We start from the raw sequence: 21,382 nt of genomic DNA, 5'->3' as shown, positions 1-21,382 counted from the left end.
GCAAGAATTACAATGCTAGTGCGTCTACCTCGCGGCGCCTTGCGCGGGTCGTTGCGGGCGCCTGCGCGACAGGGCTTTACGCGCCAGCAGCCATATGCTTTACTCCGGCCGGCGTGACCGGCAGTGCGACTCTAGCAAAAGGAACTCGGACGATGCGGCTGATCCTCTACCTCGGCAAAGGCGGCGTCGGAAAAACCACTACCTCGGCGGCAACAGCCGTGCGCGCGGCGGAACTCGGCTATCGGACGCTGGTCGTCAGCACCGATGTGGCCCACAGTCTCGCCGATGCCCTCGATGCGCCCCTCGGCTCCCTCCCTACGCCGCTCACCGACCGGTTGTGGGGCCAGGAGATCAATGTGCTCGATGAGGTGCGCGAGCACTGGGGCGAGTTGCGTGGCTACCTCTCCACCCTGCTCCGCCGCCGTGGCGTGGATGATGTCGCCGCCGAGGAGCTGGCGATTATTCCGGGCATGGAAGAGGTCGTCAGCCTGTTGCACATCCGCCGCCAGGCCAAGACGGGCGAATTCGACGTTGTTGTCGTTGACGCCGCGCCTACCGGCGAAACGGTGCGCCTGCTGACCATGCCCGAGACCTTCCAGTGGTATGCCGCCCGCGTGATGGACTGGGAACCGACGACGCTCAAGGCCGCCCGCCCGCTGGTCAAACAACTTATGCCTGCCGCGGATGTGTTCGCCACCCTTGAGCGCCTCACCAAGGGCGTTGAGGCCCTCCGCGAGACGCTCACCGACCCGGAGGTGAGTTCGTACCGCCTGGTGGTCAATCCGGAACGGATCGTCATCAAGGAAGCCCAGCGGGCGGCGACCTACCTCTCGCTCTTTGGCTATCCTATTGACGGCGTGGTGCTCAACCGGGTGCTGCCGGCGGACGCCGCAGAGGGCTCGTTTATGCAGGAACTGGCCCGCATCCAGCAGCGCTACCGCCAGATGGTGTACGATCTTTTCCGGCCGCTGCCGATCTGGGAGTGTCCGTACTACGCCCGCGATCTGGCCGGCCTGGACGATCTCGCCCGCGTGGGCCGCGATATCTTTGGCGATATTGACCCGGTACAGGTGCAGTTCCGCGGCAAGACCCAGGAGATTGTGCGCGAAGGCGACGAGTATGTGATGCGCCTGCCTCTGCCGCATGTGGAGGTCGGCAAAATCTCGATGACCAAGCGCGGCGATGAGTTGTTTATCGAGATCGGCAACTTCCGCCGCGATATGATCCTCCCGCTGACCCTGGCCGAGCGCCCCGCGACGCGCGCCGTCTTCCGCAATGGCGTGCTGGAGGTGCGCTTCGGCGCGCCAGACACGTTGCCCCTCGACTCGCCTAATGGAAGCGACGCCGCTTCCTGAACGCCGCCGGCAACCTGCCAGAGGGGAACCTTCACGGTATGGACCCGACGGTCGCCATTATCGGCGTGCCCATTGACCTCGGCGCCGGGCGCCGGGGGGTGGATATGGGGCCGAGCGCGATGCGTTATGCTGGCCTGCGCGCGCGCCTCGAGACGCTGGGTTACCATGTGCGCGACCTGGGCAACCTGCCTGTGCCCATGGTCGAGACCAGCCCGACTCCACCCCCCGAAGCTAAACTGCGCTACCTGGAACCAATCGCGACAGTCTGCGCCGACCTTGCCGAAACCGTGGCCGATATGGTCGCGCAGGGCCACCTTCCACTCATTCTGGGCGGCGACCACAGTCTGGCCATCGGCGCAGTCAGCGGCAGCGCCCGTGGGCGCAGCCTGGGCCTGATCTGGTTCGACGCCCACGCCGACTTTAATACCGCCGAGACCACCCCCAGCGGCAACATCCACGGCATGGGCCTGGCGGCCCTGATCGGTCGCGGGCATCCCCTGCTTACCGGCCTGGCCCGCCGCATTCCCGCCGTGCCCTCCGAGCGTGTGGCCCTCATCGGCGTGCGCGACCTCGACCCCCTGGAGCGCGCCGCGTTGCGCGCCTCGGATCTGCACGTATTTACGATGCACGAGATTGACCGGCGGGGGATGGCCGCCGTGATTGAAGAGGCCGTGCACCACGCCTCGCAGGACGTCGCCGGGTTCCACGTCAGCCTCGACCTCGATGTGGTTGATCCGCGCGAGGCTCCTGGCGTGGGTACGCCGGTCTTCGGAGGCATCTCCCGCCGCGAAGCTCACCTGGCGATGGAACTGCTGGCCCTGAGCGGCGGGGTGCGTAGCCTCGATGTGGTGGAGGTCAATCCCATCCTCGACGAACGCAACACCACTGCGGAACTGGCGGTCGAACTGGTCCTGTCAATCCTGGGGAAACGCATTCTCTGAGGTGAACGTCGCCCCCCAAGCGAGGAGGAGGTAGCCACTCCAGAGACATCCTGGCCCTTTATTAGTTGTAACGTCTGGGGCAAAACCCGGTTTCCCCCTTGCCCCTGCCCGCTGGGAGCAACGCCATGATCCCTACCCGGCTCACGCTCGCCAACTTCATGTGCTATCGCGCCGCGAGCGACACCGAGGCGCCGACGCTGTGTTTCGATGGGCTGCACGTGGTCTGCCTCTCCGGCGAAAACGGCGCCGGCAAATCGGCCCTGCTCGATGCCATCACCTGGGCGCTGTGGGGCGAGGCCCGTGTACCTGACGATGACCTGATCTCCCAGGGCGCCAGCGAAATGTTTGTGGATCTGGAGTTTTGCCTGGGGCCGCAACGCTACCGCGTGCGCCGCGCCCGCCAGCGCGGCGGGGTGGGCAGGCGCGGCGGCCAGACCCCCGGCAAAAGCCAGCTCGATCTGTTCGTGCACGATGGCGAACGCTGGCGCCCTGTCGGCGAGCATGGCGTGCGCGAAACGCAGCAGCAGATCAACACGCTGCTGCGTATGTCGTACCAGACCTTCATCAACGCCTCATTCTTGCTCCAGGGTCGCGCCGATGAGTTTACCGCCCGCACTCCCGCCGAACGCAAGCAAGTGCTTGCGGATATCCTCGATCTCGGCGAGTACGCCGCGCTGGAAACACGGGCCAGGGAACGCGCCAGGGCCATTGACGATCAATTGAAGGGTCTCCGGGGACGCATCAGCCACCTCAGCGCGCAGGCCGATCAGGCGCCCTTCTGGGAAGAGCAGGTGCTGGCCGCGGAGACGCACGTCGCCCGGGTCGAGGAGCGTTACGCCCGGACACGCGATGAGCACGCCGCCGCCGCCGAGCGTCTGCGTCTCCTGGAGACGCGCGCTGAACGGCGTAAGGAAGTGCAGCGTCTCCTGGCCGAACGCCGCGCCGATCTGACGCGGCGCGAGCAGGACCTGGCCGCATTGCGCGCCCGCATCGCCAGCGCCGAGACGCTGCTCGCCCGGAGCGATGAGATCCACGCCGGCCTGCGCGCTCTGGCCGCTGCCCGCGCCGAGGTCGAACGGCAGGATGTCCTGCGCGAGCGCTATGAGGAGTTGTCACGGCGCCACGCCGATCTGCGCCAGCAGTTCGCCGAGGAAAAGGCGAAGCTGCGCGAACGCCTGCACGCTGCCCAGGCCCGGCGGGAGGATCTCGCTCGCAAGGCGATGCGCCGCGAAATGCTCCTTGCCGAACTTGATGGCCTCGCCAGGACCCTCGACGCTCTTGCGCCCCTCGTCGCCGAACGCGCCCGCTGTGCCGGCGAGGCCGAGAGCCTGGCCCGGCAGGCGGCGCAGATCGACGATTTGCTGCGCCGCCGCGTGAGCCTCACCGCGACCCTTCAGGCCCGCCGCGAGGCCCTGCAAACCGCTTGCGACACTCGTCGCGTTGAGCTGGAACGCCTTGAGGCTCAACTGGTTCAGGCGGAGCGCTGGCGGGCCGAGCTGGCGGCGGCTCGCGCCGACCAGACCGCTCTGGACGAAGCCGGTGATCGTCTCGTCACTCTGAGGGCTGCCGCGCAGACCGCGCTTGAGCGCCTCAGCGCCCTGCGCGCCGCCGCGCAGGCCGCCCGGAATGAGCGCGAAAAGCTCGAACGCAACCAGGCCCTCCTCGACGAAGGCGCCGGGGTCTGCCCGGTCTGTGGCTCGACCCTGGGAGCCGAGGGCATCGCCGAGGCCCGCCGCCACTACGAGGCCGAGTTGGAACGCCTGCGGGAAGCCGAAGCCGTTGCGCGCCGCGACGGGCGGCAGGCAGAGACGGAGCTTGCCGCCGCCCGTGACACCATCGCCGAGCTTGAAGCGAAGATGAACAGCCTCCGCGCCTCGGCGGCGCGCGTCGAGAGCCTGGAGCGGCAACTGGAAGCCGTTCCCGCCTGGCGCGCCGAAGCCGCCGCGCGCCGCGCCGAACTGGATGAGCTGCGCGCCAACCTCGCTGCCGATGCGATTGACCCCCCCACCCAGGCCGAGCTGGCGGCCATCGCCGCCGACCTCGACCTGCTGGGCGATCCGCAGGAACTGGCCCAGATGCGCCGCATGCTCGACGAACGCCTGGCGGAACTCGACCGGCAACTCCACAGCCGCGGGCAACTCGAAGGTCGCCAGGAGGCCTATCGCGAGGAACTGCGGCACATCGAGGCCGAACTGAAGGACCTGCCGGCGCTGACCGCCGAGGTTGCCGAACTACAGCGCGTGATTGACACCAACGACTTCGCCCACGCGGTGCGCGACGAGGGTCTGGCCGTGCGCGCCGAGATCGAAGCCCTGGGCTACGACCCGGAGGCCCACGCCGCCGCTCGCGAGCAGGCCCGCGCCCTCCGCCGCTGGGAGGACGAAGAGCGCGCCCTGGTCGTCGCCCAGGAGGGCCTCAATCGCGACCGCGCCATCCTCCTTCAGAACGAAGAACTGCGCGCCCGCGACGCCGCCGATGTTGAGCGTCTGACCCGCGAAGATGCCCTGCTGGAACAGGAGTTGCGCGAATTGCCCCGCACGCAGTCGCAGCTGGCCGAACTCCGGCAGGCCCTGAGCGCCACCGACCGCGAGTTGCAGGCCGCCCGGCGTGATCACGCCGAGAAAAGCTCCTACCTGCGCCAGGCTCGCGCCGCCGCCGCTGAGCTGGAGCAGGCCCGCTCCGAAGAACGCGCCCTGCAGGAACGCTACAGCCTCTTCGCTGAACTCGCCGAAGCGTTTGGCAAAAAAGGCGTGCAGGCCATGCTCATCGAAACCGCCATCCCCCAGATCGAAGATGAAGCCAATCGCCTCCTCGGTCGCATGACCGATAACCAGATGCACGTCAGCTTCGAGATGCAGCGCGACACCAAAAAGGGCGACACTGTCGAGACCCTGGAGATCCGCATCGCTGACGCCCTCGGCACGCGGGTCTACGACGCCTTCAGCGGCGGCGAAGCCATGCGCGCCAACTTCGCCATCCGCATCGCCCTCTCGCGCCTCCTTGCCCGCCGCGCTGGCGCTCGCCTCGAAACCCTGGTGATTGACGAGGGCTTCGGCGTCCTCGACGCTGTCGGGCGCGAACGCATGGTCGAGGCCATCACCAGCGTGCAAGAGGACTTCAAGCGCATCATCGTGATCACCCATATTGATGACCTGAAGGACCGTTTTCCAACCCATATCGAGGTGACCAAGACCCCGCGCGGTTCGCGCTGGGAGATCCGCTAAGGCCATTCTGGATGTTGATTCTGGATTTTCGATTACCGTACTTTGAGGGCTCTGCGCGCATTACGGTCTTATTAGTCTGTAAATGAAGTTTCCTGGCAATTCCGCCCCCCTCCCAACCTCCCCCCGTTGGGGGGAGGCGCCCGGCTCCCTCCTCCAGCGGGGGAGAGTTGGGGAGGGGGCGGGGTTGAGCGAAAAACTTTGTTCACAGACTACATTATGGCGACCCGGCCCAAAAACCTCACCTTCTGGCAGGGGCGCGGGGGGAAACCTGGTTTCCCCAGGTTGCCATCAGGTTCTCCTGAGGTGCATGCGAGGAAAGCGCCATCGCTTCCGGCCGCCGCCGGTGGTACCATCAAGGCGCATCGCGGCTTCCTTCCGCTCGCAAATCTCGGCGCGCTGAAGGGGTCTTGACCGCAGGAGGCCCGTATGTGCCACCGCATGCTTCGCATCGCCGTCATCCTGTCGCTGGCCCTCGTGCTGCTGGCGACCCTGACCGCCGCCGTCCCCGCGCGGGCCCTGGCACGCACCCGCTGCTTCCCCGAAACCGGCTACTGCGTCTCTGGACGTATCCTCGACTACTGGGAGCGTAATGGCGGCCTGGCCGTGTTCGGGTATCCGATCAGCGAGCAACGCATCGAAACCGTTGAGGGCATCTGGACCGGCCCGGTCCAGTGGTTTGAACGCGACCGTCTGGAGGACCACAGCAATGAGGGCCTGGGCGTCCTGGCCGGGCGCCTGGGGGCCCGCATTCTGGAGTTGCAGGCCCGCCCCTGGCAGACCCTGCCCGGCCCTGTCGGTCCGACGCACGGTTGCCGCTTCTTCCCCGCAACCGGCCACAGTCTCTGCGGCCTCTTCCTGCGTTACTGGGAACGCAACGGCGGCCTGATGCGCTTCGGGTACCCCATCAGCGAGCCGCGCGTCGAAACTCTGGAGAGCTGGACAGGAACGGTGCAGTACTTTGAGCGCCGGCGCATGGAGCACCATACCGAACTGGCCGGCACGCCCTACGAAGTGCTGCTGGGGTTGCTTGGACGCGACCTCCTCAATGCACGTAACGTGCCCTCCTGCGCCGACCCCATTCGTCCAGTGGCCTTCGGCCTGGAGGTGCGGATTGCCGAGAGTCGCTTCCGTAACTCGTTGTTTTGCCCTGATCGGGCCTATGCTGGCATCCCGGCGGCCTTTCAACCCTTCCAGCACGGCGCGATGATCTGGCTCGATCTGGGCGAAGGGCGCCGTGTGATCGTCGTGATCAAAGACGCTGGACGTCCTGCGCCTGAACCGTCGTATTTCCTTACCGACGACAGGTATCAGGAAGGCGAACCGCTGCCTCCCGCCGCCGATCCGCCTCCTGGACTGTACGTGCCCGTGCGGGGCTTCTACAAGATCTGGTACGGCAGCCGGGGCCAGGGCCAGTGGATCGGCTATGGCACCGCTCCCGAACGCGCCGAACGCGCCAACGTGCAATTCTTTGGCGGCGGAGGGCTTGTAGTGCACCTGCTGGAAACCAACCAGGTCTGGGTCTTCGGGTCACACTACAGCTACTGGGAACAGCGTTAAGTTCAGAGGCTGCCTTCGTGGCATAACTGCTGCCTTCCACTTCACATAACCGCTTTGTAGAAGTGTAGAGGTGTGGAACTGCCGGGATGAAAACCGGATGGTCCTGCGAGGTGGAACCAGGCCCCCGGCAGAGCGCCTATCGGCTGATCGAGCGCTCTACTGCTCCACACCTGCATACCTCCACACCTCCACACCTCCACACCTCTACACCTCGGGATGGCTCTAGCGCCTGCCGCCGGGCCGTGCTACAATAGGCCACATCGCACTCCTTACATAGCGCGTGTATGCGCCTGTCAGGCGCCTGGTTCGGAGCCTGTATGTACACCCTCGCCCTGATTGTCCGCTATGGCTTCCTTGTCGCTCTGGCCATCGAGGCCATTTTGATTGCGCGGGCGTTCCTGGGCCTTATGCGGGAGAAGGCTACGGCCGCGGCGACGCCGCCCGCCGAGGAGTAGCGCGTGCGCCACCGGATCCTGCACGTCTCGGACCTCCACGCCGGCCCGCCATTTCACCATGCAATCGCCGAGTGTTTGATCCGTCAGGCGCCGACCCTGAAACCGGACCTGGTGGTTATCTCCGGCGACCTGGTGCAGCGCGCCGATATTGCTACTCATTGGCTCGTCGCCAGAGCCTTGCGCGCGGCTCTGCCCGGCCCGCAACTCGTTGTGCCGGGCAATCACGATGTGCCGCTCTACAACCTGCACCTCCGGCTGTTCGACCCCCTTGGGCGGTACCGCCGCCATATTAGCGGCGACCTCAACCCGGTCTTCGAGCGCCCTGGACTCGTCGTAGTTGGCGCCTGCACCGCCCATGGCCTGACATCCGATGGGGGGAGACTCAGCCGCAGCCAGGCAGACGCGCTGCGGCAGCGGCTTCGCGGCTATCCGCCTGAGGTGTGCAAAGTGGTGGTCTGGCACCACCCGGTCGTCAACCCGCCTGGCCAGCGCCGCAACCGGGTGATAAGCAACCCTCGCTCTGCCGTGCGCCTGCTCGACGAACTGGGCGCAGAATTGCTGCTGTGCGGCCACGTTCACGTCGCCTACGTCGGCCATACCCGTGACGTCAGTCCTGATCTGCGCCGGGGGACGATCATCTGCCAGAGCGGCACCACCACCTCGCGACGCGGCAAGGGTCGCGAGCATGGCAAGAACTCCTGCAACCTGATTGACATCGATACTGGGAGCATTCGTATTACCCAACTGTTGTACCAGGCTGGCGCCGATGCCTTTGTGCCTGTGGCAAGCTATAGCTTTCCTCGTCGCAACGGCGATCCCGCCACGCTCCGGCAGATCGTTGATGAAATGGAAGATGTTCGCTCATCCTGGCCGGGACGCGGGGAGAGCCGCTTTTCTTACCCGCCTCCGTCTGGCGCCTGGGGTTATCCCCCTATAACTTCAGGGACGGACAGGTAGGGGCGACCGGCCGGTCGCCCCTGCTATGCCCTGGTAGACGGAAGGAGCGATGTGCAGGAGGCGCCCGTCCCGCTACGAACAAACCGCTCTCCGAGCAGATGTTCTGACCGTCCCGGCGCTCGCGGCGGATAAGGGGCAAACGGCAACCTGGTTTCCCTTCGTGCTTCACGCCGAGGTAGCCATATCTGAGCCATGGCTCATCTGGAGCAACAAATAGACGCGCTGCGCCGGGCGATGGTCGATCCGGCGCCGGTCGCTATCGAAGAACTGCTCATTCTGCGCGATCTCAGTGGCGCTATCATCCGGCCCATGCATCCTCCCCCTGGCGTGACGCCGCGCGAAGCGGCCGTGCTTGTGCTGTTCTACCCGAGCGAAGGCGAACTGTGGATGCCCCTCACGGTCCGCTCTGCCCGCCTGACTACCCACCGCGGCGAGGTCTCGCTGCCGGGGGGCGGCACCGATCCTGATGATGGCGGACCGGTCGGCACGGCGCTGCGCGAAGCCTGGGAGGAACTGGGCGTCCGGCCATCGAATGTCGAGGTGCTGGGCACGCTCACATCCTTTTACATTCCGCCCAGCAACAACCGGCTTACCCCGGTGGTTGGCCTCAGCAGCAGCGAACTCGATCTGCGTCCCGATCCCGATGAGGTTGAGGCGGCCTTCAGTGTGCCGCTGCGCATCCTGCTCGACCCGGCGACCGTTCAGGAAGAGGTCTGGGAACGGCGTGGCCTGCGCATGCGGGTGCCCTTTTTCGCCCTCGAGGGCTACAAGGTCTGGGGCGCCACCGCGCTGCTGCTCAGCGAACTGGTGGCCCGCCTGCGCCGCGCCGGGTTGTGATTGCGCCATGCTCAGTACGTTCCATCTCCGCACATTTCTCGCCGTGGTTGACACGGGGAATTACTCCGCCGCCGCTGCGGCCCTGCATATGACCCAGCCCGCGGTGAGCCAGCAGATCCGCGCGCTGGAGGAGCAACTGGGCGGCATCCGCCTCTTTCGGCGTGTGGGCCAGCGGATGGTGCTTACCCATGCCGGTGAGGAGTTGCTGGCCAGCGCCCGCGAGCTGGTGCGCCTCGCCGAACGGGCTGAAGAGACGCTGATGGCGCTCAAAGGGCAGGTGGCCGGGCGTGTGGTGCTTGGCTGTACACCGGGCGGCGGCGAGCGGCTGCTCCCGCGCCTGCTGGCCGGCTTTCACGAGCAGTTTCCGGGTGTCGGCCTGGAACTCGTGGTTGCCTCCACTGAAGCCTTGCTGGACGGTCTTGCCAACCGCAGTCTGAACCTGGCGCTGCTCCAGGAGCCGCAGCGCCGCCGCGGTCTCGAATCGACCCTCCTCGCCACCGAACCGCTGATCCTGGCGGCCCCGGCGGGCCATCCCCTGCTCAGGCAAGAGCAGCTTCCTCCTGCCACATTGTGTGAGCATCCCCTCATCCTGCCCCGTAGCGGCACGGCCCTGCGCCGGGCGATCGAGGATCTCCTCCGGCGCCGCGGCGTGAATGTGGCTGATCTGCGCCCGTGCCTGGAAACCGACAGCGCCACCGCCCAGTTGCAGGCCGTGCGCGCCGGTCTCGGGCTGGCTTTCTTGCCCCGAAGCTGCGCGCCGATCCGCGGCGAGGGCGTGGGGCACGTCGATCTCGCCGGCGCGTCCCTCAATCTGGGCTGGTTCATCGTTCGCGTTCGCGAGCGTAGCGGCCCCGGACCCGCCCAGTCGCTGTTCACCTTTCTCACCGGGTCCCCGGGTCGGGCGATCATCGCCCGCGCCGGCCTGCAACCAGCCTCCGGGGAAGCCGAGCGCCAGGCGCTGCCGGTGCACGCCGACGGTGCCTGATACGTTGATTTCGCCGCGAGCAGCCGCGAGGGCGCAGGGCCTGACCTTGATAACTCTGTCGTGGTATGGACCGGCTATTGTGGAGCTGTAGAGGTGTAGAGCTGTGGAGGTGTAGAGCATCTTTCAATAGGGAGCATGTCAAATTGGCTCGACATCTAGTTGACACCTCTACATCTCCACAGCTCCACACCTCCACACCTCTACAGACCGGATATGTGGAGCGACGGAGAGACGTTGGAGCATCCGCCCCTGAACCATACCCTGTTACGTCATGATCTACGATACCCTCATCATCGGCGCGGGCGTCGCTGGCCTGGCCGCCGCTCGCGCACTTCAAGCCGCTGGTCAACACATCTGCGTGCTGGAAGCCCGCGAGCGCGTCGGCGGGCGCATCGCCACCGACCGCACCTACGGTCCGGTTGAACTTGGCGCCGAGTTTGTTCACGGCGATCGCGCCTGCACCTGGACGGAGATCCGGGCTGCCGGGCTGCGTACCCGGCCCTGGGGAACCAGTCGCCGCTTTGCTCGCGGCGGGCGCCTGCTGTCGCCCGACGATCCGGCCATTGCCCGCACCTACGAGCTTTTTGAGCTTGTCAACACCTACGATGGCCCCGAGGTCAGCGTGGCCGAACTGATTGCTCGCCACACGACACCTGGCGATCCCGCCGGTGAATTTGTGCTGCGCTGGCTCGCCAACCTCGAAGCGGCCGATCCGGCCCGTCTCAGCGCCGTAGCTATCGCTCGCGAACGTGCCGAGAGCCAGAATGGTTCCGGCAACTTCCACCTCCTCGACGGCTACGATTGCCTTACCAACCACATGGCCGCCGGCCTGCCCATCCGTCTCGGCGCGCCCGTCGCGCGTCTGGTGTGGCGGCCCGGGGCCGTGGTCGCGCGCCTGGCCCGCGGCGAGGCCCTGACCGCCCGCCGCGCGCTGATCACGGCGCCCGCTGGCGTGCTTCGCGCCGGGCGCCCGGCCTTCGACCCGCCGTTGCCAGCCGAACGCCTGGCCGCGCTCCATGCTATCGGCGTCGGGCACGTGACCAAACTGATCCTCTGGTTTGACCGCCAGCTCTGGCCCGAGTTCACTGTGCTCAGCACCGACGGGCAGGTGGTCACCTGGTGGCCCGCGCCCGGCGCCGCCACGCCCACCCTGATGGGCTACGCGGGCGGCCCGGCAGCCCTCAGGCTGGCCGCTCGCGGCGAAGCCGGCGCTATCGCCACCGGCCTGGCCGAACTGACGGCGCTCTTCGGCGCCGATGCGCGCGCCGCCTGCCTGGGGGGGCGTCTCGCTGACTGGTCGCGCGATCCGTGGAGCCTCGGAGCCTATACCTACAGCCCCGTGAGCATGGGCGACGCCCGCGCCATCCTCGCCGCTCCCCTGGCCGAAACCCTCTACTTCGCCGGGGAAGCCACCGTCACCGGCGGCCATCTCGCCACCGTCCACGGCGCCATCGAGAGCGGCTATCGGGCGGCGGCCGAAATCCTCGCCAGCGGCGCGATTCCAACAATCTTCTAACGCACCGCTAGTGTGTAGCAAGTAAAAACCCGTTACACTACCCTCAGCCAGAGTGTGTGGAACCTTCCACGTCTCAAAGAGGAGGAAGTGAAAGTATGGGAAAGATTGTTGGCATTGACCTGGGTACCACGAACTCGGTAGTCGCGGTGATGGAAGGCGGCGACGCGGTGGTGATCCCCAACGCTGAGGGTAATCGCACCACCCCTTCGATGGTCGCCTTCGCCAAGAATGGCGAGCGCCTCGTTGGTCTGACGGCCAAGCGCCAGGCCACCATCAACCCCGATAATACGATCTTCTCGGTCAAGCGCCTCATCGGACGCGATTTCGATGAGACCGAGACCGAGCGCAAGATGCTGCCCTTCAAGATCGTCAAGGGTCCCCGGGGCGATGTGCGTATTTATGTGCCGCAGACGGGCAAGGAGTACGCGCCGCAGGAGATCTCGGCCATGGTGCTGCAGAAGCTCAAGACCGACGCCGAGGCCTACCTGGGCGAGCCGGTGACCCAGGCGGTCATTACCGTGCCGGCCTACTTCAACGATAGCCAGCGCCAGGCCACCAAGGACGCCGGCAAGATCGCCGGGCTGGAGGTGTTGCGTATCATCAATGAGCCGACAGCGGCCGCCCTGGCCTATGGCCTCGACAAGAAGGCCAATGAGACCATTCTGGTCTTCGACCTTGGCGGCGGCACCTTCGACGTGTCCATCCTTGAGGTGGGCGATGGCGTGGTCGAGGTCAAGGCGACCAGCGGCGACACGCACCTGGGTGGCGATGACTATGACGCCGCGGTGGTGAACTGGATCATCGAAGAGTTTCGCAAGGATCAGGGTATCGATCTGAGCAAGGATCGCCAGGCTCTCCAGCGGCTCAAGGAGGCCGCCGAGAAGGCCAAGATGGAGCTGTCGAGCCTGACCGAGACGGAGATCAACCTGCCCTTCATCACCGCCGACGCCAGCGGGCCGAAGCACCTGCAGATGCGCCTGAGCCGGGCGAAGTTCGAGCAACTGACCAATCACCTGACCGAGCGCCTGCGTGGCCCGGTGACCCAGGCCCTCAAGGATGCCGGTCTCCAGGCCAGCCAGATTGACGAGGTGGTGCTGGTCGGCGGCTCGACGCGCATGCCTGTAGTGCAGGACCTGGTGCGGAAGATGATCGGCAAGGAGCCGAACAAGTCGGTCAACCCTGACGAGGTGGTGGCGATTGGCGCGGCCATCCAGGCCGGCGTGCTCGGCGGCGATGTGAAGGGCGTGGTGCTGCTCGACGTGACCCCGCTGTCGCTGGGCGTGGAGACCCTTGGCGGCGTGATGACCCGGCTGATCGAGCGCAACACAACCATTCCCACCCAGAAGACCGAGATCTTCTCGACCGCCGCCGATGGCCAGACCGCGGTGGACATCCACATCCTGCAGGGTGAGCGCGAGATGGCCGCCGACAACATGACCCTGGGCCGCTTCCGCCTGGAGGGCATCCCGCCGGCGCCGCGCGGCGTGCCGCAGATCGAGGTGACGTTCGACATTGACGCCAACGGCATTCTCAATGTGAGCGCGCGCGATAAGGCCACCGGCAAGGAGCAGCGCATCACCATCACTGCCAGCACCAACCTCAGCAAAGAGGAGGTGGAGCGCATGGTGCGCGAGGCCCAGATCCACGCCGCCGAAGACCGGGCGCGACGCGAACTGGTCGAACTCAAGAACCAGGCCGACAGCCTGGCCTACCAGAGCGAGAAGACCCTGGGCGAACTCGGCGACAAGGTGGACAGCGTTGAGCGCGGGCGCATCGAGGGCCTGATCAAGGATCTGCGCGATGTGATCGCCCAGGAGAACAAGGAGCGCATCCGGAGCCTGATGAACGAACTGCAACAGGCGATGTACCGCGTCTCGCAGAGCGTCTACGGCGATGGCGCGACCTCCGGGCAGAAAGGCCCCGGCGGCGGTCGGCGCGATGAGGGCGTCGTCGAGGGCGAGTACACCGTCGAGTAAGGAAGAGGGGCGTGGGGAACTCTGAGTTCCTCACGCCCCTTCGCTTCAGGCAGGAGGTGGGGAAACCCGGTTTCTTCAGCTAGCCGCCTCAAGGCAGCCATTGGCCAGGTTCCAGTGCCCTGCGGCCCGCGAATGGTAATCGAAGTTGCGCGCCAGAAAGTGTTGACCAGATCGTTGCCGCTGATGCTCAGCGTCACCAGGCTGACCACTTCTCAGGTGCAGGGTTTTCCGGCGCATGCTCGCGTCGCATGCGCCATCCGGGGCGTTGGGGCGGCGGGGTGAGGATCGTAAGCGCATTGGAATGTCGAAAACCCCTTCTCGCTCGGAAAAACCCTGCACCTGAGAAGGGTTGACCTTTCTGGCGCGCATCTCCACGCCTCCACACCTCCACACCTCCGCGGACCGGCGACGTGGCGCGACGGAGCGACGGTCAAGCAGGCAGGCCGGGATCTGAACTATTCCTGTCCTGCGGCCTGTCCTATGCCGATCCCTGTTGAATCCGGGGCTGGCCATCATCGCCAGGTCTCGCCAGCAACCCATATCCAGCAATCCAAAATCCCAAATCCAAAATCGCACTACGCTCGCACGCGCCGGAGCACATCAGTCGCCCGCGCCCAGAACCCCGGATAGACGTGGCGTTCGCGCCGGCGCAGCGCGCGCACCAGACGGGCCATGACCACTTCGGGGTCGCCGACGACCACGCCGGGCAGACGCCAGGGCCGCCTGCCGAAGTGGGGGCTATCGAGGATCGCCGTTCGGGTAAAGAAGGGGTAGATCCCGGTCACATCAATGCCCAGAGGGGCCAGATCGCCAGCGAGGGCCTCGGTGAAGCCCCGCAGGCCAAACTTGCTGGCGTTGTAGACGCTCATGCCCGCCACGCCAACCAGCCCCGCCGCCGAACTGATATTGACGATGTGCCCGCTGCGCCGGGCGATCATCTGCGGCAGAAAGAGGTGGGTCAGGCGCATCGGCGCCAGCAGGTTGATTTCCATCAACCGCTCCCAGTGGTCACGGGGGATCTGGTCGAAGCGCCCGTAGACAGCGATGCCGGCGTTGTTCACCAGGATATCAATGCGCGAGCTGATGCGCGTCACGTCGGCGTAGAGCCGCGTCGCCCCCGTTGCCTGGCTCAGATCGGCCTCGACGAAGCCCAGGACGCGCCCCGGTGCCTCTTTCGCCGTCTGTGCCGCCGCCGTGGCGCTCTCCAGCAGCGACGCGCGCTGCACATCGCTCAGGATCAGCAGGCAGCCCTCGCGCAAAAGCAGGCGCGTTAACGCGCGCCCGAAGCCCCCGCCCGCCCCGGTGATCAGGACAACCTGTTCCTTGAGTGATTTCATGCCTGTTCCTTCTGGCATGGTGAGCATGCCCTATCAGAGGGATGTGGGTCAGGCCGTTCCCGATGCCCTGACGGCCCTTTGCACTCTTGTCATCCACGCGCAAGGCGCTGTTTAGGCGGCGTTGAGGTGCACGATGGTATAATTGCTTCTGGCGATCGCTTTGACTGAAGGGAGCGGCATGTCGCAGCCGAGGCGTCTGGCGCTGATTGATGGACACGCTCTTGCCTTTCGCGCATTTCATGCGTTAAAGGACGCCGACCTGCGCTCGTCGCGCGGCGAGCCGACTTATGCGGTGTTCGGCTTTGCCCAGATGCTTCTAACAATGCTCCAGGAACAGCAGCCGGAGTATGTGGCCGTGGCCTTCGACGTGGGCCGCACCTTCCGCGATGAACTCTACGCTGAGTATAAGGCCGGTCGCGCCGAAACGCCGGAGGAGTTTGAGCCGCAACTGGAACGCATCAAACAGCTCGTTCGGGCGCTTAACATTCCGATCTACACCGCCGAGGGCTACGAGGCCGACGATGTGATCGGCGCCCTGGCCCGGCAGGCCACCGCCCAGGGGCTTGAAACGCTCATCCTCACCGGCGATACCGATACCCTGCAACTGGTGGATGAGCACGTCCGCGTGATCCTGGCCAATCCCTACGGCGCCCGCACCACCACTACGCTCTACGATCTGGCGAAGGTGCGCGAGCGCTACGATGGCCTGCTTCCGGCCCAACTGGCCGACCTGCGCGGTCTGAAGGGCGATGCGAGCGACAACATTCCCGGCGTCAGGGGCATCGGCGAGAAGGGCGCCATCACTCTGCTCAAGCAGTTTGGCTCGATTGAGAACCTCTTCGACCATCTCGACGAAGCGCCGAATCGCTACAAGAAGGTGCTGGAGGGCCAGCGCGAGGTGGCCGAGTTCAGTAAGCGCCTGGCGACGATTGTTTGTGACGCGCCGGTGACGCTCGACCTGAAGGCGGCGGCGGTGCACGACTACGACCGCGCAGCGGTGATACGCCTGTTTCAGGAGCTGGAAATCGGCGCCAGTTCCGGTCTGATTAAGAAGTTGCCGCCGTCCTCGGGGCCGGCCGCCGCGCTTGCGGCGCCCGCCGCCAACGGCGCCGACGAGCCGGCGGTCGTCCAGCAAGACATGTTCTCTGCGACGCTGCCCGCGACGCTGTCGCCTGGGCCGGCGGAGCATGGCGGTGTGGAGCAGTTAGCGCTCTTTGAAACCGAACGGCCCGCGCTGGCCACCGCCCCGGCCCCGGTCAGTTCTGGCGATTACCGGCTGATCGCCACCGAGGCCGACCTGGCCGACCTGGTGACGCGCCTCACCGCCGCGCCGGCGTTCGCCTTCGACACCGAGGCCACCGGCCTGCGGCCCTTCGATGGCGAACTGGTGGGCATTTCGCTCGCCATCGCGCCCGGCGCGGCGGTGTATGTTCCTGTCGGCCATCACAGCGGCCCGCAGTTGCCTCGCGCGCAGGTGCTCGCGGCCCTGCGCCCGTTCTTTGAAGATCCCGCCAGGGCCAAGTACGCCCACAACGCCAAGTTCGACCTTGAGATGCTAATGACGGAAGGGATCGCGGTGCGCGGGCTGGCCTTCGACACCATGATCGCGGCAGCGCTGCTCGGCAAGCAGCGCGTCGGGCTGAAGGAACTGGCCTTTTTCGAGTTGCGCCTCCCCGAACCGCCCACCTCAATCGAGGAATTGATTGGCCGGGGGCGCGATCAGCGCAGCTTCGCCGAGGTGCCGGTGGAACGGGCCGCCCCCTATGCCGCCGCCGACGCCGATCTCACCCTGCGGCTCAAGGCGGTGCTGGAGGCGGAGCTGGCGCGCTACGACCGCCTTGGCGAACTCTTCACCCGCCTCGAGTTGCCCCTGATCCCCGTCCTGGCCGATATGGAACGGGCCGGTATTTTACTCGACGTGGACTACATGCGCCAGTTGGCCGCCAGGTTGGAGGCGCGCATCGCGGCGCTGGAAGAGGAGATCTACGCCCAGGCCGGCGAGCGGTTCAATATCAACTCGGGGCAGCAACTCAACCAGGTGCTCTTCGAGAGCGGCAAGTTCGGGCTCGACCCGAAGGCCCTCGGTCTGAGCCGCCTGAAGACAGGCGGCTACTCGATCACCGCCGAGGTGCTGGAGCAGCTTGCGCCCCTGGCGCCTATCGCCGAGAGCATTCTACGCTATCGCCAACTGACGAAGCTGAAGAGCACCTACGTTGACGCCCTGCCGGCCCTGGTCAACCCGCGCACCGGGCGCATCCATACCTCGTATAACCAGATCGGCACGGCCACCGGCCGCCTCTCCTCCGATTCGCCGAACCTGCAGAACATCCCTGTGCGCACCGAGGAGGGCCGCGAGATCCGCCGCGGTTTCGTGGCCGCGCCCGGCCACCGGTTCATTGCCGCCGATTATTCGCAGATCGAACTGCGCGTGCTGGCCCACATCACCCGCGATCCGGCCCTGCTCGAAACCTTTCGCGCCGGACGCGACATCCACGCTGCCACCGCCGCTTTCCTCTTCGGCGTCCCGCAAGACCGGGTGGATAAAAACCAGCGCCGGATCGCCAAGACGGTGGTCTTTGGCATTATCTACGGGATCAGCGCCTTTGGCCTGGCCCAGCGCCTGGGGATCGAACGCGCCGAGGCCCAGACGCTGATTGACGGAGTGTTCGCCAGTTTTCCGGGGATACGCGCCTATATTGACGCGACCCTGGAACACGCCCGCCGCACCGGCTATGTGAGCACCCTGTTTGGCCGCCGGCGCCATTTCCCTGAATTGATGCGCGAGGCGAAAGGCCCCCGCGCCCAGGCAGCCATGCGTGAGGCCATCAACGCCCCTATCCAGGGCACCGCTGCCGACCTGATGAAGATCGCTATGATCAACGTCCACCGGCAACTGCAAGAGCGCGGGTTGGCGACCCGCCTCTTGCTCCAGGTGCACGACGAACTGATCCTCGAAGCCCCCGAAGGAGAAGTAGAGACCGCCGCGCATCTCGTGGCCGAGGTAATGGAACAGGTGTACGCGCTTGAAGTGCCTCTCGCGGTGGAAGTCGAAAGCGGTCCCAACTGGGACGAACTGCGGCCGCTCGCCATCGCCCGCCGCTGAGGGGGCATCGGAGGCGCCGGGCGGCTTCGCCGCACACGAGGTGTGGGGGCGCAGCCCTCTGCCCTTTCACGAGTACGAAATAAGGTCGCGCCGCGAAATCTTGTTCCACTTCAGGTTGGAGGAAAGACTGTTATGGCATTGGTCGCCGAAATGGCCCCCGAACCCCAGCTTGTGACGGAGCCTGGCCCGCCCACCTTCTCGGTGGTGGCCCCGGTGTTTAACGAAGAGGCGCTGATTGAAGAGTTTTGCCAGCGCACCATCGCCGCCCTCGAACCCCTCGGCGAGCCGTTTGAACTGGTGCTGGTCAACGATGGGAGCCGTGACCGCACAGGGGTGATCCTGCGGGCGATCCACGAGCGTGACCCGCGCGTCCGGGTGATCAACTTCTCGCGCAATTTCGGCCATCAACTCGCCATTACGGCCGGAACGGATTACGCCCAGGGCCGCGCGGTGATCGTAATTGACTCGGACCTCCAGGACCCGCCGGAGGTCATCCCCGAGTTGATCGCCAGGTGGCGCGAGGGCTACGAAGTGGTCTACGCCGTGCGCGAGGAACGCGAGGGCGAGACATGGTTCAAGCGTGCGACCGCCTCGGCCTTCTACCGTCTAATTGCCAGAATTACCAACGTCGAACTGCCGGTTGACGCGGGCGACTTTCGCCTGATGGACCGCAAGGTGGTGGATGCGTTGAACCGCATCCGCGAGCATCATCGCTTTATGCGCGGGCTGTCGGTGTGGGTCGGCTTCCGCAGCACGGGGGTCAGCTATAGGCGCCATGCGCGCAAAGCCGGCAGCACCAAATACCCATTCCGCAAGATGCTCAAGTTCGCCCTGGATGGCATTACCAGCTTTTCCTACCTGCCGTTGCAACTGGCCACCTATATGGGCTTTATCGTGGCTGCCATGAGCCTGATCTTCATCCTGGTGGTGTTTGTCATGCGTCTCGGCAGCGCCACGCCCCAGGACGCGGCCTTCTACGGTCAGGCTTCGACGCTGGCCAGCGTGCTGTTCATCGGCGCGGTGCAGCTTATCTCCCTCGGCATCATTGGCGAGTATGTGGGGCGGATCTACGACGAAGTGAAAGGGCGCCCGCTGTACATTGTCGCCGAGACCCTTGGCTTCTCCGAAGCCGAGCGCGCGCGCGTCGAACGTCTGCAACATTGACCCTGAACTCCGTCCGTTTTGCCATCGCGCCTGCCACGCGCGTGGCAGGCGCCTGTCTTCCCCCGGTACGATAGAACCCAGGTTGCTCGCCCTCGCTCGGACTGGCACGGGACTTCCGGAATGTCCGTCTCCAGCAATGGGCGTGGAGCGGCGCGCCGTCTCACAGGGGAGGTTCGGTGATCCTGGCGACGCTGCCAGAATCACCGAACCTCCGCCCGGAGTTCGGGACTTGCCTCAGGTTGGGTAAGCTCTGCAACGGAGGCGTATGAATGACCGTTCGTTGCACCTGATACATATAATAAATAGCGCGCCACGAAGCGCGAAGCACGGAACGGTTCCAGGAGCGCACAGCTTTCCGAGAACCAGAACGCCACGTCGCGCGACCGGAAGGTAGAGGAGGATTGGGAAGGGCGACACCCTCTCAAGCGCTCCATACTACCGCGGGTGCTCTGCGCCTCATGCGCGGCGCCCGTCAACCAGGGTTCAACATTGCGTAACGAAGGAGCCAGAACATGAGCGCAAAGCAGGGTGGAGCGCGCGGTTCGCGCGCATGGACGGGTCTGGTCGGTGTGTTGCTGCTCATCCTGATTGTGGCGGGGCTTGGTCTCTCCACCATGAAATTTGCGCAGATCAACGAAGGCGAACGGGGCATCATTGTGACCCAGGGTCGTGTTGAGGGCATTCAAGAGCCGGGGATCTTTTTCCGGCCCTTCGCTCCCTTCACGACAATCGAGGTCGTGAATGTCCGCCGGCAGACCCGCACCATCTCACAGAACGTTGCCAGCAGTGACAAACAACTCTACGACATTGACATTCAGGTGGACTACAGCCGGCTCACCAGTCCTGATGCGTTACGGGCCAGTTACGGCGAGATCGGCGTGCTCGATGAGCAGTTAATTGTGCCGCTCGATGGTTATATCAACGATGCGCTCAAGAGCGCCAGCACGCAGTTTACCCTCGACCAGGCCCTCTCTGATCGAGGCGGTTTCGCCGCCCGCATTCGCCAGTTTTTGACGACGGGTGAAGCTGGCCGGCGCAGCCCCAGCGAGCAACTCTACATTCAGATCTACGATGTGAAAGTGCTCGATATCAAGGTTGGCGAAGAGTATGCGCGCCTGCTGGCCGAGAAGGCTAATCTGGAGGTGCAGATCGAAACCGAGCAGAAGCGGCGGGAGCAGATCGAGGCCCAGCAGGCCAATAATCTGTTCCAGGCCGAGCAGGAGGCCCAGGTCGCTCTGACCCGCGAACGCGGCAAGACTGCGGCGGCTCTGGAAGCGGCCAATCGCGAGGCCCAGGTGCGGGCCATTGAGGGGCGCTACTGGCGCGAGAATCCTGAATTGTTCGAGTTGCGCAAACGCGAACTGATGGTCCAGATGCTGGATAATGGCAACATCTGGTTTATCGATCCGAATACCGATCTAACTTTGTTGCTCAACCAGATGGGCGAGACCTCGACAGTAGTCACGCCGCCCGCGCGGCCCGATGCGCAGCCGTCTCCCTCAGCGCCCTGACATGACAACGAGATGAAGTTTCGACGGGGCGTGCGGAGGGATGCAGCCAAAACCCGAGTTCTCCGCCCTCGTTCGTGCCGGCATAGGGCCTGTGCGACGTCTGCGTCTCCAGGGCTGGGCCGTGGGTCGGTCCAGCTGCTGCTCGAGGGTTTTGGCGGCCGCGCCGCCAAAACCCTCGAACCAACCAGGTTTTGGGGCTTGCCCCGAAGACGTTGCATAAGCCTTGCTAAACCGGGTGTCTTGACGCAACCTCGCGACGGCGTATAATGAACGGTGGTATACGGGGAGATGACGGAGTGGTTGAACGTGCTCGTCTCGAAAACGAGTAGGGTGTAAAAAGCCCTCGCGAGTTCGAATCTCGCTCTCCCCGCCACGCACGGCGCGCCCTTCCTGAGTCCGGCAGGCGGGGCGCTTTTGTTTAGCGCCCGTCCGGATAACCCGGTTATCCGGTTACGGTCTGGAAG

At 65.4% G+C, this 21,382-nt stretch carries 14 protein-coding genes and 1 tRNA gene; 14 read left to right on the top strand and 1 reads right to left on the bottom strand.

Annotated features, from left to right (window positions below):
* The first annotated feature begins 152 nt into the window (after nt 1-152).
* From NZU74_13365 to dnaK, 10 genes are all read left to right on the top strand, one after another.
* Nucleotides 153-1,355 carry an ArsA family ATPase gene (locus tag NZU74_13365; protein MCS6882315.1) on the top strand — a complete coding sequence of 401 codons (1,203 nt, stop codon included), beginning with the start codon at nt 153-155 and terminating at the stop codon, nt 1,353-1,355.
* A 38-nt stretch (nt 1,356-1,393) separates the two neighbouring features.
* On the top strand, nt 1,394-2,296 hold the full coding sequence (gene rocF, locus NZU74_13360; protein ID MCS6882314.1) for an arginase: 903 nt from the start codon (nt 1,394-1,396) through the stop codon (nt 2,294-2,296).
* Nucleotides 2,297-2,421: 125 nt separating this feature from the next.
* Nucleotides 2,422-5,520: an SMC family ATPase gene (locus NZU74_13355; GenBank protein ID MCS6882313.1), complete on the top strand. Its 3,099-nt coding sequence runs from the start codon at nt 2,422-2,424 to the stop codon at nt 5,518-5,520.
* Between the two features lie 426 nt (nt 5,521-5,946).
* On the top strand, nt 5,947-7,077 hold the full coding sequence (locus NZU74_13350) for a hypothetical protein (GenBank protein MCS6882312.1): 1,131 nt from the start codon (nt 5,947-5,949) through the stop codon (nt 7,075-7,077).
* Nucleotides 7,078-7,394: 317 nt separating this feature from the next.
* Nucleotides 7,395-7,532: a hypothetical protein gene (locus NZU74_13345; GenBank protein ID MCS6882311.1), complete on the top strand. Its 138-nt coding sequence runs from the start codon at nt 7,395-7,397 to the stop codon at nt 7,530-7,532.
* A gap of 3 nt (nt 7,533-7,535) precedes the next feature.
* Nucleotides 7,536-8,489: a metallophosphoesterase gene (locus NZU74_13340; protein MCS6882310.1), complete on the top strand. Its 954-nt coding sequence runs from the start codon at nt 7,536-7,538 to the stop codon at nt 8,487-8,489.
* A 192-nt stretch (nt 8,490-8,681) separates the two neighbouring features.
* Entirely contained in the window at nt 8,682-9,326 is a 645-nt protein-coding gene (locus NZU74_13335) for a CoA pyrophosphatase (GenBank protein ID MCS6882309.1), read from the top strand.
* Nucleotides 9,327-9,333: 7 nt separating this feature from the next.
* Entirely contained in the window at nt 9,334-10,311 is a 978-nt protein-coding gene (locus tag NZU74_13330) for a LysR family transcriptional regulator (GenBank protein MCS6882308.1), read from the top strand.
* Nucleotides 10,312-10,582: 271 nt separating this feature from the next.
* Nucleotides 10,583-11,827 (top strand): FAD-dependent oxidoreductase, encoded by a 1,245-nt coding sequence (locus tag NZU74_13325; protein MCS6882307.1) that lies wholly within the window; start codon nt 10,583-10,585, stop codon nt 11,825-11,827.
* Between the two features lie 95 nt (nt 11,828-11,922).
* Nucleotides 11,923-13,803, top strand: a complete 1,881-nt coding sequence (gene dnaK / locus NZU74_13320; GenBank protein MCS6882306.1) for a molecular chaperone DnaK — start codon at nt 11,923-11,925, stop codon at nt 13,801-13,803.
* Between the two features lie 575 nt (nt 13,804-14,378).
* On the opposite strand, the gene NZU74_13315 is transcribed toward dnaK, so the two are convergent.
* Nucleotides 14,379-15,140: an SDR family oxidoreductase gene (locus NZU74_13315; protein ID MCS6882305.1), complete on the bottom strand. Its 762-nt coding sequence runs from the start codon at nt 15,138-15,140 to the stop codon at nt 14,379-14,381.
* Between the two features lie 178 nt (nt 15,141-15,318).
* Here NZU74_13315 and polA point away from each other — a divergent pair, with 178 nt between their 5' ends.
* The 4 genes from polA (at nt 15,319) to NZU74_13295 (ending at nt 21,291) form a co-directional block, all read left to right on the top strand.
* Nucleotides 15,319-18,243 (top strand): DNA polymerase I, encoded by a 2,925-nt coding sequence (polA, locus tag NZU74_13310; GenBank protein MCS6882304.1) that lies wholly within the window; start codon nt 15,319-15,321, stop codon nt 18,241-18,243.
* Between the two features lie 150 nt (nt 18,244-18,393).
* Nucleotides 18,394-19,407 carry a glycosyltransferase family 2 protein gene (locus NZU74_13305; protein ID MCS6882303.1) on the top strand — a complete coding sequence of 338 codons (1,014 nt, stop codon included), beginning with the start codon at nt 18,394-18,396 and terminating at the stop codon, nt 19,405-19,407.
* 512 nt (nt 19,408-19,919) lie between these two features.
* On the top strand, nt 19,920-20,918 hold the full coding sequence (locus tag NZU74_13300; protein MCS6882302.1) for an SPFH domain-containing protein: 999 nt from the start codon (nt 19,920-19,922) through the stop codon (nt 20,916-20,918).
* A 282-nt stretch (nt 20,919-21,200) separates the two neighbouring features.
* Nucleotides 21,201-21,291, top strand: a tRNA-Ser gene (locus NZU74_13295).
* Nucleotides 21,292-21,382 lie beyond the last annotated feature (91 nt).

The organism is Chloroflexaceae bacterium (assembly GCA_025057155.1).
GTDB lineage: Bacteria > Chloroflexota > Chloroflexia > Chloroflexales > Chloroflexaceae > JACAEO01.
The sequence above is the reverse complement of the archived record's forward strand: the minus strand, read 5'-3'. Positions and strand labels throughout refer to the sequence as shown.